Origin of the sequence: Inhella inkyongensis (assembly GCF_005952805.1) — a bacterium.
Taxonomy (GTDB): Bacteria; Pseudomonadota; Gammaproteobacteria; order Burkholderiales; family Burkholderiaceae_C; genus Inhella; species Inhella inkyongensis.
This window is the reverse complement of record NZ_CP040709.1, coordinates 3,120,191-3,134,531: the sequence shown is the minus strand read 5'-3', so window position 1 is coordinate 3,134,531 and position 14,341 is coordinate 3,120,191. Positions and strand designations below refer to the sequence as shown.

Annotated in this window: 11 protein-coding genes; 5 read left to right on the top strand and 6 right to left on the bottom strand. The window is 66.9% G+C overall.

Annotated elements, in window-relative coordinates:
• Nucleotides 1–25: 25 nt before the first annotated feature.
• Both FF090_RS14800 and FF090_RS14795 read left to right on the top strand, forming a co-directional pair.
• Nucleotides 26–2,176 (top strand): prolyl oligopeptidase family serine peptidase, encoded by a 2,151-nt coding sequence (locus FF090_RS14800; RefSeq protein ID WP_138857451.1) that lies wholly within the window; start codon nucleotides 26–28, stop codon nucleotides 2,174–2,176.
• Entirely contained in the window at nucleotides 2,173–2,853 is a 681-nt protein-coding gene (locus tag FF090_RS14795) for a CatA-like O-acetyltransferase (protein ID WP_138857450.1), read from the top strand. The genes FF090_RS14800 and FF090_RS14795 overlap by 4 nt, the downstream gene beginning before the upstream one ends.
• A gap of 569 nt (nucleotides 2,854–3,422) precedes the next feature.
• Here the strand turns inward: FF090_RS14795 and fabG are convergent.
• Nucleotides 3,423–4,169 (bottom strand): 3-oxoacyl-ACP reductase FabG, encoded by a 747-nt coding sequence (fabG, locus tag FF090_RS14790; protein ID WP_138857449.1) that lies wholly within the window; start codon nucleotides 4,167–4,169, stop codon nucleotides 3,423–3,425.
• Between the two features lie 2 nt (nucleotides 4,170–4,171).
• On the bottom strand, nucleotides 4,172–4,747 hold the full coding sequence (locus FF090_RS14785) for a YqiA/YcfP family alpha/beta fold hydrolase (RefSeq protein WP_138857448.1): 576 nt from the start codon (nucleotides 4,745–4,747) through the stop codon (nucleotides 4,172–4,174).
• Between the two features lie 175 nt (nucleotides 4,748–4,922).
• On the opposite strand from FF090_RS14785, the gene FF090_RS14780 reads away from it, so the two are divergent.
• Nucleotides 4,923–7,595 (top strand): zinc-dependent metalloprotease, encoded by a 2,673-nt coding sequence (locus tag FF090_RS14780; protein WP_138857447.1) that lies wholly within the window; start codon nucleotides 4,923–4,925, stop codon nucleotides 7,593–7,595.
• 93 nt (nucleotides 7,596–7,688) lie between these two features.
• Here the strand turns inward: FF090_RS14780 and FF090_RS14775 are convergent, their stop codons facing one another.
• The gene (locus tag FF090_RS14775) at nucleotides 7,689–8,642 is read right to left on the bottom strand and encodes an SGNH/GDSL hydrolase family protein (RefSeq protein ID WP_175423678.1); all 954 of its coding nucleotides are present in this window, start codon (nucleotides 8,640–8,642) and stop codon (nucleotides 7,689–7,691) included.
• Between the two features lie 176 nt (nucleotides 8,643–8,818).
• Here FF090_RS14775 and FF090_RS14770 point away from each other — a divergent pair, with 176 nt between their 5' ends.
• Both FF090_RS14770 and FF090_RS14765 read left to right on the top strand, forming a co-directional pair.
• Entirely contained in the window at nucleotides 8,819–9,844 is a 1,026-nt protein-coding gene (locus FF090_RS14770; RefSeq protein WP_175423677.1) for a SphA family protein, read from the top strand.
• Between the two features lie 10 nt (nucleotides 9,845–9,854).
• A complete protein-coding gene (locus FF090_RS14765) occupies nucleotides 9,855–10,463 on the top strand; it encodes a chalcone isomerase family protein (RefSeq protein ID WP_175423676.1) in 609 nt (202 codons plus the stop codon).
• Between the two features lie 132 nt (nucleotides 10,464–10,595).
• Here FF090_RS14765 and mpl read toward each other — a convergent pair whose 3' ends face one another.
• The 3 genes from mpl to thiD are packed head-to-tail and all read right to left on the bottom strand — an operon-like array spanning nucleotide 10,596 to nucleotide 14,277.
• Nucleotides 10,596–11,960 (bottom strand): UDP-N-acetylmuramate:L-alanyl-gamma-D-glutamyl-meso-diaminopimelate ligase, encoded by a 1,365-nt coding sequence (gene mpl / locus FF090_RS14760; protein WP_138857443.1) that lies wholly within the window; start codon nucleotides 11,958–11,960, stop codon nucleotides 10,596–10,598.
• A gap of 47 nt (nucleotides 11,961–12,007) precedes the next feature.
• Nucleotides 12,008–13,294 (bottom strand): glutamate-1-semialdehyde 2,1-aminomutase, encoded by a 1,287-nt coding sequence (hemL, locus tag FF090_RS14755; RefSeq protein WP_138857442.1) that lies wholly within the window; start codon nucleotides 13,292–13,294, stop codon nucleotides 12,008–12,010.
• 50 nt (nucleotides 13,295–13,344) lie between these two features.
• Nucleotides 13,345–14,277, bottom strand: coding sequence for a bifunctional hydroxymethylpyrimidine kinase/phosphomethylpyrimidine kinase (gene thiD / locus FF090_RS14750; protein WP_138857441.1), 933 nt, complete (start codon nucleotides 14,275–14,277; stop codon nucleotides 13,345–13,347).
• Nucleotides 14,278–14,341: the final 64 nt, after the last annotated feature.

The following is a 14,341-nucleotide window of genomic DNA, read 5'->3' as shown; positions in this document are numbered from 1 at the left end:
TTTTCCTTTGCTTTGTGAGCTTGCGATGCGACCATTCTTCGGGGTCTTGTTGATGGGGGCCACGGCCTCTGCGGTGCTGGCCAGCACGCCCTATCCCGACACCCCAGTGCGGCCAGTGCAGGACCGCTATCACGGCGTCACGGTCAGCGATCCCTACCGCTGGATGGAAGACATGAGGTCGGCCGAGTTCCAGCAGTGGCTCAAGGCCCAGGCTCAGTACGCGAGCGCCGGATTGCAGACTCTGCCGGGCCGCACGGCGTTGCGCGAGCGTCTGGGGCAGTTGATGGATGCCGGTGTCAGCACGGGGGGCTATGCACCCACAGCCGGTCAGATCCTCTTTTTGAAGCGCGAGCCCGGTCAGAACCAGCGTCGCCTGTGGCTGCGCGAAGGGCTTGCGGGGCCGGAGCGCCAGGTGCTGGACCCCTTGAACGTGCCGGGCTTGCCGGGCAAGCACTCCATCGATTTCTACAGCGCTTCGCCCGATGGCAAGCGCGTCGCCCTGGGGCTGTCAGCTGGCGGTAGCGAGGACAGCACCCTGGTGGTGCTGGATCTGGCGCGGGGTGAGCTTTTGTCCGAACGCATCCCGCACGCCGGTCTGAACCAGTATGGCGTGTCCTGGCTGGCCGACGGCAGCGGCTTCTTCTACAACCGCCACCCGCAGGACGAGCGCTACAACAAGAGCGCGGTGTATTTCCACCGTCTGGGTGCCGACTGGAAGCAGGACCGTCCGGTGTTTGGCTGGGGCACGGGCCGAGGACAGGGCCAGTTCGAGATCGCCGATCTGCCCTATGTCTACGCCAGCAAGGGCTCGCGCTGGGCGGTGGCCGAGTTGCTGCACGGTGACGCCGTGGACCGCAGCTACTTCGTGGCGCCGCTGGCCGACCTGCTGCAGGGGCAGGCGCGTTGGAAGCGTGTGATTGCGCCGAAGGACCGGGTGACCAAGGCCGTGCTGGACGGCGAGCGCCTGTTGGCCCTGAGCCAGCGTCAGGACCCGCGCCGTGCCTTGCTGGTCTATCCGGCCGCAGGGGGCAAGCCCCAGACTCTGCTGGCGCCTTCGCAGCAGGTGCTGCTGGAGATCGAAAAGGGGGAGGGGCAGCTCCTGGTGCGCGGCCTGGATGGGGGCGTGAGTCGTCTGACTCAGCTGGACCTGAATGGCAAGGCGGCGCCGCAGACCCTGACCCTGCCCTTTGAGGGCACGGTGCGCGAGATGGCGGCCTTGCCCGACGGCGAGTGGCTGCTGCGGATGGACGGTTGGGTGAATCCGGCCCAGACCCTGGTGGTCCGCGCCGGCCAGCCTGCTCGAGCCGTCGATCTGCAGCCGCAGGCAAGTTACCCCTTGGAGGGCCTGAGCGCCGAGCGCGTGATGGTCAAGAGCCATGACGGCGTGCAGGTGCCGCTGTCCATCGTCCACCCCAAAGGCCACGCCGGCATGGCGCGGCCCACCATCCTGACCGGCTACGGCGCTTACGGCATGGTGATGGAGCCGGGCTTTCGCCCCAGCCGCCTGGGCTGGCTGGAGCAGGGGGGGCGCTTTGCCGTCTGCCATGTGCGCGGTGGTGGCGAGTTGGGGGAAGCCTGGCACCGCGGCGCGCACATCGTGAACAAACAGAACACGGTGAGCGACTTCATCGCCTGTGCGCGTTATCTGATTGCCAAGGGCTACACCAGCCCGCAGTTGCTGGCCGGCACTGGCGGCTCGGCCGGTGGCATCACCATTGGCGGCGCCATCAACCAGGCCCCGGAGCTCTTTGCCGCCGCCCAGGCCGCGGTGGGCGTGAGCGACATGCTGCGCATGGAACTCACCCCAAACGGCGCGCCCAACATCGCCGAGTTCGGCACGGTGAAGAGCCCGCGCCACTTCAAGGCCATGTTTGCTCTGAGCCCCTTCCACAACGTGAAGGACGGCCAGGTCTATCCGGCTGTGATCGTCACCACGGGCGCGAACGACCCGCGCGTGGACGCTTGGATGCCGGCCAAATTCGCGGCCCGATTGCAAGCGGCCACGGCGAAGAACGCGGCGCCCAAGCCGGTGTGGCTGCGCGTGGACTACGAGGCCGGCCATGGCATGGGCTCCTCGGTCAGTTCTCAGCTGGACGAGCAGGCCGATGTGTGGAGCTTCTTTCTGTGGCAGATGGGCCATCCGGCCTATCAACCGGCGGCCGCCGCGAAGCCATGAGCGAGTTCCGGGTGCTTGACCTCAGCCAGGGGCCGCGTCACCAGGCCTTTGCCTTCTATCGCGGCGCCAGCCAGCCGCGCTGGGGTCTGACGACGCGGCTGGATGTCGGACCCTTGCTGGCCTGCGTGCAGGCCTGGCGCGATGAATTGCCGGGCTTGAGTCCGCTGCTGGCCTACCACCATGCGGTGCTGCAGGCCTGCTTGGCGGTGCCGGCCTTGCGCCAGCGTCTGGTCCGGGATGGGCACGGGAATGGCCAGGTTTTGGAGTGGGCGCGGGTGGATGCCTCCATCACCTTGGCGCGCAGCGACGACAGCTTCGCGGTGGCCTATCTGCCCTGGGGCGCGCGCCTGCGCGACTTTGTGGGCCCGGCGCGAGCCGCCATCGAGGCGGCGCGCGTGCCGGGCACCGATTGGGGCATCGGCGGTCCGCATGGGGGCTGCGTCTACACCACCACCTTGCCCTGGCTGGACTTCACCCACTTTGAGCACGCCCACACCGGCGCTTTCGACGACGGCACCCCTCGCTTTGCCTTCGGGCGCTTTAGCCCCGGGGGTTCAGAGCGGGTTGAGATGGCGATGAATCTCGAGATCCACCATGCTTTGGTGGATGGGCTGCATGTGGGGCGCTTCGTGCAGGCTTTGGAAGCGCTGCTGGCGGAGCCGGAGGGGCTTTGGTAGAGATGGTTTCGGACTTCGTGTGAGAGCCCGCAGGGGCTTCACCCCTGCACCCGACCCCTTTCTCTTTGCTTCGCCAAAGAGAAAGGGGGAAAGAGAAAGGCGACCCCCGATGCCTACGCCCCTGGCCGTGCCAGGGGTTCCCTGCGGTGCTCGGAATGCAGACCCCGGCGCGGAACGCACTCCGTTCGCTGCGCTCACTGCGCTTGAACGGCCGCGCCGAGTCAGTTCACGTGGCGCGCTGCGCGCGCGGGCCTGCACTCCTGTGCTCCTCGGCTTGGCATAGGGGGACCCCCAAACAGCCAACAGCCGAACAGCCCCCTATTTCGATTCATTGCTCCGTTTCGTGGGGCCCCCTATGCGCTGCCGAGAAGCACAGCGCCTTTGGCGCTGGCGGCGGGGACCCCAGCCGCAGGCTGGGGCTGCACATCGGGGTCGCCCTTCCTTGCCTACTTTCTTCGGCGAAGCGAAGAAAGTAGGTCGGCCGCCGGGCCGAAAGCCGAAGGCTTCGGCGAAGCCAAATCCCGGCGGGCTGATGGCACAGACATCCAATGCTCAGTGCCGCAGCGGACTCACATGGAGAGTCCGCCGCTCACCTCCAACACCGTCCCGGTGACATAAGCCGCCGCCTCACTGGCCAGATAGGCATAGGCCTGGGCAATGTCCTCGGGCTGGCCCAGGCGGCCCAGGGGCACGCGCTCCACCAGCATCTCACTGACCTGCGGTGGGATGGCGGCGGTCATCGGGGTGGCGATGAAGCCCGGCGCCACGGCATTGACGCGGATGCCCTTGGGGCCGAGTTCGCGCGCCCAGGTCTTGGTCATGCCGATCACGCCGGCCTTGGCCGCCGCGTAATTGGTCTGGCCATAGTTGCCATGCAAGCCCACCACCGAGCTGGTGTTGAGGATGACGCCGCGCCCGGCGGTCGTCATCGCCGCCAACACCGCCTGCGCGCCATGGAAGACACCGCGCAGATTGATGTCGATGACGCTGTCGAACTGAGCCTCGCTCATCTTTTCAAAACGGGCGTCACGGGTGATGCCGGCGTTGTTGATCAGCACATCAATGCGCCCCCACTGCGCCAGAGCCGCAGCCACCAGGGCGTCCCACACCGGTCGCTCGGCCACGCTGCCGGCCTGGCTGATCACAGCCGCGCCCAATGACTGACATTGGGCGACGGCCTCGCTCAACGCGCTGGCGTTCATGTCCAGCAGGGCCAGGCGGGCCCCTTCGGCGGCAAAGAGCCGGGCGCTGGCCAGACCGATGCCTTGGGCGGCGCCGGAGATCAGCACGACTTGGTCTTGGAAACGAGGCTTCATGGTCAGAGGTGGCGGGTGAGTTCGGGAAGCCAGCGATCAAAGTCGCTGATCGCGTGGTCGGACTGGTTCAGCAGCAGCACCCGGCCCAGGCCGTAACGGGCCAGCATTTCGCGCCAGCTCAAGAGCTCGTCGCCGCGCGCCAAGAGGGCAAACCAACGGCTGGGGTCGGTGAGGGGGCCGGCGTGCAGCGCCCTCAGCTCGTCCACGTACTCGGGCTTGAAATAGAAATGTTCTTCCGGGCGATGCCAGTAGTTCTGTTCGCCGATGTAGGCGGCCAGGTCGCGGGCCGGGTCCACGGCCGGGTTGAGCAAGCCGACCCGCCACTGCGGCCGCGCTTGGGCCACCGCGGCGGCGTAATAGCCCCCCAGTGAGCTGCCGACGACGGCGCAGCCTTGCTCCGGCCAGTCCTGGGTCAGGCGTGCGATCTGGGCCATGGCCTCGCGCGGCGATGGGGGCAGGGCCGGGGCCAGGAAGTGCAGCTCAGGCTGGGTGGCCGCCCAGACCGCCACGCGCTGGGCCTTGGCGGATTGCGGGCTGGAGCGAAAGCCGTGCAGATAGAGCAAATGGGTGGTACGCATGACGAGCGGCAGTGTAGGCAGGCTGGGGCACACTCCCGGCGCTTGTGCGCCGGCCATGACGTCCAGCACCCCGGGCATGACCGTCTTGACGCTCGGGAGGCCGGCTGCAACAGTCGCGCGCTTTTGCCGCCCAGGCTCTTTGGCCTGGGTCTGTCTGAATCAAGGATCCATTCCGATGCAAACCTCGTCCTCTTCGCGTTGGGCTCTGTCCGCCCTGACCCTGGCCTTGGCTGGCCTGAGCGCTCAGGCGCAAACGCCGCCGGCGGCTCCGGCCAATGGCGCTGCAGCCGCTGCGGCCGCCCCCAAGCCCCCGGCAGACCCGAGCGCTCCCAAGCCTTTCGCTGAGGTGAGCAAGGATGCCAAGAGCCAGGACGGCCTGTTCCCGATCTGGAAGAAGGACGACAAGGTCTGGCTGGAAATCCCGCGCGCGATGCTGAACAAGCCCTTCTTGTTCACCATCAACGTTGCCAACTCGCTGGGCGAGCGCGGCATGTACGCCAGCCAGATGGGCCCGGACACGATGGCCGAGTTCCGCCTGGTGGGTCGCCAGCTCCAACTGATCGCCCTCAACAACAAGTTCCGCGCCAAGGGCGAGGGCATGGCCTCGGTGGCCCAGGCCTTCTCGCCCAGCCTGATCGGCAGCACGGCCGTGGCCAGCGCCGACCACGCCGAGCGCAAGAGCTTCCTGGTGGATGCCAGCTTCCTGCTGGCCGACATCCCCGGCTACGGCACGCGTCTGGAGTGGGCCTACCGCCTGCCTTATGGCGTGGACAAGCCCAACTCGACCTTTGCCGCCACGCGCGCCGATGCCCAGCTCTCCACGCTGACCGGCCGCCTGCACTTCGCCACCCCGCGCATCCCGGCCCCGCCGCTGATGCCCAGCCCCATCCCGATGCCCACGCCGCCGCAGGCCGTGCCGGATCCGCGCAGCTTCTTTGTGGACTTCGTCTACAACTTCCGTGCGCTGCCCGAGACCTTGGCTGCCACGCGCTCCATCGATCCGCGTCTGGGTCATTTCATGGAGTCCTATGTCGATCTGGACTCGGACCTGAAGCCCAACAACCGTGTGCACCTGCTGAACCGCTGGCGCCTGGAGAAGGCCGACCCGAGTGCGGCCCTGAGCGAACCCAAGCAGCCCATCACCTACTGGATGGACAAGAACATTCCGCAGCGCTACCGCAAGGCGGTCGAGGCCGGCATCCTGGAGTGGAACAAGGCCTTCGAGAAGATCGGTTTCAAGAACGCCGTGGTGGCCAAGCAGCAGCCCGACGACGCCGATTGGGACAATATGGACGCCAGCCACGCGTCGATCCGCTGGTTCGTTGGCGCCGATGTGGGTTTTGCCATTGGCCCCAGCCACACCGACCCGCGCACCGGTGAAATTCTGGATGCCGACATCGGCATGAGCGATGTGTTCGCCCGCGGTTCGCGCCGTGTGATCGCCGAAGACACCGCGGCTCATGATCACCACGACCACAGCGCGCACGCGCCGCTGCCGGCGTTGAGCAAGGGTTGGAAGGAAAGCAGCCGCTTCGCCGCCCAGTGCAACTACGCCCAAGCTGCCAGTGGCGAAATGCACTTCGCGCTTGATCTGCTGGAAGCCCGTGGCGATATCGCCCCGGACAGCCCGGAGGCCGAAGCCTTTGTGCAGGCCGTGATCAAGGACGTGATCATGCACGAGGTGGGTCACACCCTGGGCCTGAAGCACAACTTCAAGGCCTCGACCACGGTCAGCTTCAAACAGCTGCAGGACAAGGCCTTTACCGAAGCCAACGGCATTTCGTCCTCGGTGATGGACTACAACGCCTACAACCTGCCCCTCAAGGGCGAGAAGGTGGGCAGCTACAACAACACCACCCTGGGCGCCTACGACTACTGGGCCATCGAGTACGCCTACAAGCCGCTGGATGCCGCCACCGAGAAGCAGGAGTTGGAGAAGATCGCCTCGCGCTCCAAGGACCCGCAGCTGATCTACGCCGACGACATGGACGCCGGTGTGGGCGGTCCCTATGACGGCATGGACCCGCTGGCCAACCGCTTCGACCTGGGCGACGACCCGCTGGGCTACTTCAAGAAGCGCCTGGCCCTGAGCAAGGAACTGTGGGCCCGGGTGCAGGATCGCGGCTTCAAGCCGGGCGACGATCCCACCCGCGCACGTCGTTCGTTGATGGCCGGCTTCCAGCAGCTGGCACGCGGTGCCGATTCGGCCGCCAAGTACGTGGGCGGCATGAGCGCCTCGCGTGAAGCCCCGGCTGCGGGTCAGGCGGCGTTCACGCCGATTGCCCCGGCCAAGCAGCGCGATGCCCTGAACAGCCTGACCTCGGGTCTGTTCAGCGCCAGCAGCTTCAAGTTCCGTCCCGAGTTCCTCAGCAATCTGCAGGTGGACTACAACGAGTGGGAGCGTGGCCTGCCGGCTGACATCGGTGGGGCCGTGCTGAGCCTGCAGCGTGCCGCGCTGGACCGCCTGATGGGCGTGCCGACCGCCAAGCGCCTGCTGGATCTGCCGGGCTATCTGAGCGAGAAGGAGCGCAAGGGCGCCATCAGCTTGGCCGAGGTCTATGGGTCGATCCAAAGCGCGATCTGGAGTGAGCTCAAGAGCGGCGCCGAGATCGAAGGTCTGCGCCGCAATCTGCAGCGCGAGCACCTCAAGCGCGTGACCACGCTGCTGACCAAGGGTGGCCCGCTGCCGGCGGATGCTTTGTCCCTGGTGCGCTGGCATGCCAAGCAGCTGCAGGGCGATCTGCAAGCCGCTGCGGGGAAGGGCGGCTCGGTGGAGACGCGTGCCCATGTGGCCGAGTCGCTGTCCGCGCTGACCGAGGCGCTGCGCGCCACCATGTCGCGCAGCTGATGCCACGAAGCCCCGGCTGCGAGGCCGGGGCGATACAGCAAGCCAAAGAAAAGGCCGGCGCATGCGCCGGCCTTTTTCATGGTGCCAGACCCGTCAGGCTGACTTGCGGCGCCGCGCTGCCACGGCCAGCAGACCGAGCGCGGCCAGGCCATAGCTGGCTGGTTCCGGTACGGTGCGCAGGAAGGCCTTGCCAATCTCGCGCTGCACCACGGCAGACGGATGGATTTCGTCGAAATAGAAGTGGGTGCTGTGGTCGTTGCAGAGCGCGCCGGGGATGCCCACAAAGCCCGAGAAACAACCCGACGTGGTGTTGCTGATGCCGATGCTGGCAGATTGCTGCAGCAGCTTGTGGTGGGTGGCGGCCAGGTCGAACACATGCAGCTTGGCGCTGGGCAACATCTGGGCCAACTGGCCATAGGCGGCGGCCAATACGGCGTTGAATCCCAGGGCCATTTGCTGTGCGCCCACGCCGCCGTCGGCACTGGCCAGGGCGCGCGGGGTCAGGCCGAGGTCGGGCAGCAGGGGCAACAGGAAATTGCGCGCGCCCGCGCCATACAGGTCCAGCACGGTCTGAGTGAGATTGCCGATGGCTTCGGCCGCGATGGTGTTGGCGGTGGCGGGCGTGGCCACCAGGAAGTCGTTGGCGCCCCCAAATACGGTGTAAAGCGCCTGGCCATCGGCCGGACCTTGGCTCAGGAATTCCGCCAGCTGGCTGCGCAGGCCGGTCTCTAGCAAGCCGGGCAGGGGGGGGGCCTGGTTGTTGAACAGGCCTGTGGTGGCGCCGCCGACCGAGAAGTTGCGCAAGGCCACCCCGAGGTCATCGGCCAGCCATTCGACGGCCGCGCGACCATCGCTGAAGCGACCTTGGTAATAGGGTGCCTGCGGCAGGCCCACCGGCAGCACGCCGGGCACATAGGCTTGGCTGCGAGCCAGTAAATTGCCGCTGTCGGAGAGGCTGTCGCCGAACACGATCAGCTGGCTGTAAGGGACTGCTTGGGCCACCGCTGCGCCCATCAGGGCTGCTAGGGCCACCGCGCACTTCTTCATGCTGACTCCCGAGTATTGAAGGCGCAGCAGACTACTTGATGGCCCCCGACGCATGCCCTTCGAGAACAGGGGGGATGGGTTTTTCCGTGTGGATGGCGCGCGACGCGCCAGCAGACCGGCACCGCCAACAATGGGCCTGCCGCGTCGCTGCGGTGCCAGTTTGTGAGGAGAACAAGGTGAAGCCGAATTCGTTTTTGCAATCAGCGCTAGCGCTGGGTGTGGGCGTCGCGCTCTGCACCCCGGTTGTGGCCACCGAGCGTGGTGCCTTGCGTGCCCTCAATGGCGCACCGGGAGCGGAGATCTCATCGCCTCAGTTCCCCGGCCTGTATGGGCAGTTTTGGCTGCAGCGATATGAGGCGGATCGCTTCACAGACGGCAGCGGCAACACACCCCGCGTGGCGCTGAGCACGCCGGCCGGCACGGTGCAGGTGCGGCGCGAGGGTTCCATCGATGCCACCGTGTTCGTGATGCGAGGCACTTGGCTGACAGAGCAGCGAGTGGGGGAGGGCAAGTTCGGCATCTCAGCGGCATTGCCGCTGGTGCGGCTCAAACAAAGCCTGCGTCTGACCGGTGAATTTGGTGCGGGCATTCCAGCTGGCGTGCAGGCCACGGTGCAGGGTCAGTTGGATGCGTTGGCGCGGGCCAGTAGCGGCAGTCGCAGCGGCGCTGCCGATCTGGAGTTGATGCCCTATGTGGATTGGCAGAGCGACACCGACCGCTTGGCGCTGGGCCTGGGGGTGGTAGCCCCCACGGGACGCTTCGACGCCAGCTCGGCCGTCAATCCCGGTGCGGGCAAGTTCTGGACCCTGCGCCCCTTGCTGGTGGCCGCGCGGGTCTGGGAGAACGGCTTGGAGGCGGGCCTGCGTGCCACCTATTCCATCAACGGCCGCAACCGTGACACCCACAACCGCAGCGGGCAGTATCTGGCGGCGGATTTCGGCGCGCACTACGCCCTGAGCGAGGCCTACAAGCTGGGGCTGCAGGGTTTTGTGAACTGGCAGACCACCGCCGACCGCTGTGCCGACCCGGTGCTCAGTTTGTGTGGCAAGGTGCGGGTCATGGGCCTGGGCCCCAGTCTGAGTTTTACCAGCGAGGATGGGCGCCTGTTCATGGATGCCAAGGTGCTGAAGGAATTTGGGGCGCGCAACCGCCCCGAGGGCCTGAGCGTGTGGTTGCGTGCCAATGTCCGACTGGACGATTGAGGAGCGTCGAATGCGGAGTCTGATTTCGTCGCTGGGCCTGGGCCTGGCGTTGATGGGTTTGCCCGCGGCACCGGTCTGGGCGCAATCCGCGCCGGCCATTGCCGTTGCAGGGGTGGACTTCCCGACCACGGCAGCGGTCGGCAGCCAGGCGCTGATCCTGAACGGCGCTGGGGTGTCCAGCATCCTGTCCTCGCGCGCGACCGTGGTGGGCCTGTATCTGTCCAACAAGACGGCCCAGGTGGATGCCGCCTTGAGCATGGCCGGCGCCAAACGCTTGCAGGTTGTGGCGCTGCGCACCCTTTCGGCGCGTGATCTTTCCAACGCCTTGCTGGACCGCATTCGCTCCAATGCCGCTCCCGGTGAGGTGGAAGCCAATGTGCTGCAGATCGCCGCCGTGGGCGGCGTGTTTGGCACGCGCAAGAGCCTGAGCAAGGGCGATGTGCTTCACATCGACTACCTGCCCGCCCTCAAGGCCACCGAGTTCCGCATCAACGGCGAGCGCGTGGCCGAGCCCATCGCGGGGGAGAAGTTCTATCCGCTGATGATGAAGGTGTGGGTCGGCCCCAAGGTACGCGCCAGCACGCGGGATGCCTTGATGGGCGGGGCACCTTCGGAGTGATGGGCGCCTAAGGTTCATCAAGTCCGGGCGGCCAAGCTCCGGAGGAGCAAGTCATGAATGCCGTTCTTCGGGCCATTAGGCCCGGGCGGCCAAGCTCCGGAGGAGCAAGTCATGAATGCCGCCATCGGGCCCTCAGGCCCGGGCGGCCAAGCTCCGAAGGAGCAAGTCATGAATGCCGCCAAAACCCCCATTGCTCATGCAAAGCAAATGGTCGCCCGGCCGCACTTGGGCCATGACCTGACGTACCAAGGTGGGCACATCGTCGGCCACCTGCGCCTTGTCGCCCAAGGGGGCCAATGCGGCGCGGGCATCCCAGCCGAGGCCGCCCTGATGGCAGAAGCTCAGATCGGCCTCCTCAAGCGCCCAGGGCAGTTGGGCCTTCATGGTGCCCAGCTTCATGGTGTTGGAGCGCGGCTCGAACAGGGCTAGCAGGCGTTCATTCGGCCCGATGCGGCGACGCAGACCTTCGACCGTGGTGCGGATGGCCGTGGGGTGATGGGCGAAGTCGTCGTAGACCTTGATGCCACCGACCTCGCCGCGCAACTCCATGCGTCGGCGCACCCCCTCGAAGCGCCCCAGACTGGCCGCGCCGGCCTCCACCGAGATGCCCATGCTCTCTGCCGCAGCCAGGGCGGCCAGCGCATTGAGTTGGTTGTGTTCACCCGCCAGCGCCCATTCGACACGGGCGATGCGAAGGCTGCCGCGCAGCACATCGAAGGCATGGGGCTCGCCGCGCGCACGCAGCATGCCGGGTTCTTCCTTGCGCGCACCAAAGCTTTGGACGGGGCTCCAGCAGCCGCGTGCCAGCACGCGGGTCAGCGCCTCCTCGCGTGCATTGACGATCAGCCTCCCTTCGCTGGGTACCGTGCGCACCAAGTGGTGGAACTGGGTCTCGATGGCGGCCAGGTCCGGGAAGATGTCGGCGTGGTCGTACTCAAGGTTGTTGAGGATGGCCACGCGCGGCCGGTAATGCACGAACTTGCTGCGTTTATCGAAGAACGCCGAGTCGTACTCATCGGCTTCAATGATGAAGGGACCATCCGCTTTCCCTAGGCGCGCGCTGGTTGGAAAGTTCTGCGGCACGCCGCCGATCAGATAGCCGGGCTGCAGGCCCTGGTCTTCCAGGATCCAGGCCAGCATGGCGGTGGTGGTGGTCTTGCCATGGGTGCCAGCCACGGCCAGCACGGGGCGGCCTTGCAGCACATGTTGCTGCAGCCATTGCGGGCCGCTGGTGTAGGCGGCGCCGGCGTTGAGGATGGCCTCCATCAGCGGGTTGCCGCGGCTGACTACATTGCCCACCACATAGAGATCGGGCTTGAGCGCCATCTGATCGGGCGACCAGCCTTCGATCAACTCAATGCCCAACTGCTCCAGTTGAGTGCTCATGGGCGGGTAGACGTTGGCGTCGCAGCCGGTGACCTTGTGGCCGGCCTCGCACGCGAGCGCGGCCAGACCGCCCATGAAGGTGCCGCAGATGCCGAGGATGTGCAGGTGCATGAAAGCGCAACGGGCGCTAGAGCGCCCGTTTCTCAAGAGTCAGGGAATCAGGACCAGGCCTTGTCGGCCGCGGCCAGGGTGGCGGCGATGTCGGCCTCGCTGTGCGCGGCGCTGACGAAGCCGGCTTCGTAGAGAGCCGGGGCGAAGTACACGCCCTGGTCCAGCATGGCGTGGAAGAAGCGGTTGAAAGCCGGGCCGTCGGTCTTCATCACTTCTTGGTAGTTCTGCGCCAACTCGGGCAGCAGGAAGAAGCCGAACATGCCGCCCTCGCTGTCGACGCTGAAGGGCACGCCCCTGCGGTCGGCCACGGCCTTCAGGCCTTGCACCAAGCTGCGGGTCTTGGCGCCCAAGGCCTCGAAGAAGCCGGGCTGGCTGATCTCATTCAAGGTCGCCAGACCGCAGGCGGTGGCCACCGGGTTGCCCGATAGCGTGCCGGCCTGATAGACCCCGCCCAGCGGCGCCAGCTTGGCCATCACGTCGTGGCGGCCGCCAAAGGCGGCCAGGGGCATGCCGCCGCCGATCACCTTGCCCAGCACGGTGAGGTCGGGCGCAAAGCCAGGGATTGCTTGCGCATAGATGCCCTGGGCGCAGGACAGTCCCACGCGGAAGCCCGTCATCACCTCGTCCAGGATCAAGAGCGCGCCATGCTGGGTGCAGAGCTCGCGCAGGCGCTTCATGAAGGGCACCGAGGCGCGCACGAAGTTCATGTTGCCGGCAATCGGCTCGATGATGACCGTGGCCAGCTCGTGGCCATGGGCCTTGAAGGCGGCTTCCAGGGCTTCGAGGTCATTGAAGGGCAGCACCAGGGTGTGGGCCGCCACTTCGGCCGGCACGCCGGCGCTGGTGGGGTGGCCGAAGGTGGCCAGGCCCGAACCGGCCTTGACCAGCAGGCTGTCGGCATGGCCGTGGTAGCAACCCTCGAACTTGATCATCAGGCTGCGGCCGGTGAAGCCGCGCGCCAGGCGGATGGCACTCATGCCGGCCTCGGTGCCCGAGCTGACCAGGCGCACCTGCTCGATCGAGGGCAGCAGCTTGATGATGGCCTCGGCCAACTCAATCTCGCGCTCGGTCGGCGCACCAAAAGAGAAGCCTTCCAGCACCGCGCGCTGCACGGCCTCGACCACCTTGGGGTGGCCATGGCCCAGGATCATCGGGCCCCAACTGCCGATGTAGTCGATGTGCTGCTTGCCATTGGCGTCCCAAAAATAGGCGCCTTGCGCGCGCGCCACGAAGCGCGGCGTGCCGCCGACGGCGCGAAAGGCGCGCACCGGGGAGTTCACGCCACCGGGGATGACGGCTTGGGCACGTTCAAAGAGAACTTGGTTTTGGTCCATGGCTGAGAGAAAGGGTTCAGGTTCGGCGGGCGGACGGCGGCCCACCCCGATCAATGCATGCGGCGGCTGCTGGGGGCGGCCGGGGGCGGCTCGCTGCCTTCGGTGTCGTCGGCCTCGGCGCCTTCCTCGCCGTCCTCGGGCACCGGTTGGGCCCAGAAGAAGCGGTCGGGGATGACGCCCCCCATGCCGGGCTGGAAGCCCGCGTCCAGGGCTTGGTCCAGGAAGGCGAGGGCTTCGCCCACGGCCTCGTGCAGTTCGACACCCAAGCCCAGCAGCGCGGCCAGGGCCGCCGAGAGCGTGTCGCCGGCGCCGACGAAGCTGGCATCGAAGCGCTCGAACTTTTCCCCGGTGATGGGGCCCTGCGGACCGGCCAGCACGTTGTCCACAAACTGATTGGGCAGGCTCATGCCGGTGACCAGCACATGAGCAGCCCCCAGCTTGTGCGCCGCCGCCGCCAGTTCGCGCGGCGAGGCCGGGCGGCTGTTGTCCCAATCGGGCAGCAGGAACTCGGTGAGGGTGGCGTGGGCGCCCACCAGCACCAGGGTCTGGGGCAGCACCAGTTCACGCAGCGCATCCCAGTAGCTGCTTTGCTGCTCGTCGTCCAGCCAGGGGGCGGCGCCCAGATGGGTGACCAGCGGCAGTTCGGGATAGTCCGACAAGATTTCGGCCACCGCGGCCACGGTCTCAGCATTGCCTAGAAAACCGACCTTCCAGCCCGTGATGCTGATGTCTTCCAGCACCGAGCGAGCCTGTTCGGCCACCGTGTCATCGTCCAGCGGGTGATGGTCGAAGACTTCGGCGCTGTCGCGCACCAGAACGCTGGTGACTACCGGCAGCGGGTGCGCACCCATGGCCACGATGGCCGCGATGTCGGCGCCCAGTCCGGCGGCGCCGGTGGGCTCGCTGGCGTTGAAGCTCAGGATGCAGGGCGGCGCAGCCTCGTCCTCGGCGGCGGGCAGATCAGGAGCTTGGGTGGGGTTCATGGGCGGGGTCTGGGCCATCCTTGAGCGCACGCGTTCTAGCCGCATTGCGGCACCGCGTACCTAC

Excerpts from the sequence above, each read along its gene's own strand:
- FF090_RS14800 (WP_138857451.1), top strand. The coding sequence starts at position 26 with ATGCGACCATTCTTCGGGGTCTTGTTGATGGGGGCCACGGCCTCTGCG.
- FF090_RS14795 (WP_138857450.1), top strand. The coding sequence starts at position 2,173 with ATGAGCGAGTTCCGGGTGCTTGACCTCAGCCAGGGGCCGCGTCACCAG.
- fabG (WP_138857449.1), bottom strand. The coding sequence starts at position 4,169 with ATGAAGCCTCGTTTCCAAGACCAAGTCGTGCTGATCTCCGGCGCCGCC.
- FF090_RS14785 (WP_138857448.1), bottom strand. The coding sequence starts at position 4,747 with ATGCGTACCACCCATTTGCTCTATCTGCACGGCTTTCGCTCCAGCCCG.
- FF090_RS14780 (WP_138857447.1), top strand. The coding sequence starts at position 4,923 with ATGCAAACCTCGTCCTCTTCGCGTTGGGCTCTGTCCGCCCTGACCCTG.
- FF090_RS14775 (WP_175423678.1), bottom strand. The coding sequence starts at position 8,642 with ATGAAGAAGTGCGCGGTGGCCCTAGCAGCCCTGATGGGCGCAGCGGTG.
- FF090_RS14765 (WP_175423676.1), top strand. The coding sequence starts at position 9,855 with ATGCGGAGTCTGATTTCGTCGCTGGGCCTGGGCCTGGCGTTGATGGGT.
- mpl (WP_138857443.1), bottom strand. The coding sequence starts at position 11,960 with ATGCACCTGCACATCCTCGGCATCTGCGGCACCTTCATGGGCGGTCTG.
- hemL (WP_138857442.1), bottom strand. The coding sequence starts at position 13,294 with ATGGACCAAAACCAAGTTCTCTTTGAACGTGCCCAAGCCGTCATCCCC.
- thiD (WP_138857441.1), bottom strand. The coding sequence starts at position 14,277 with ATGAACCCCACCCAAGCTCCTGATCTGCCCGCCGCCGAGGACGAGGCT.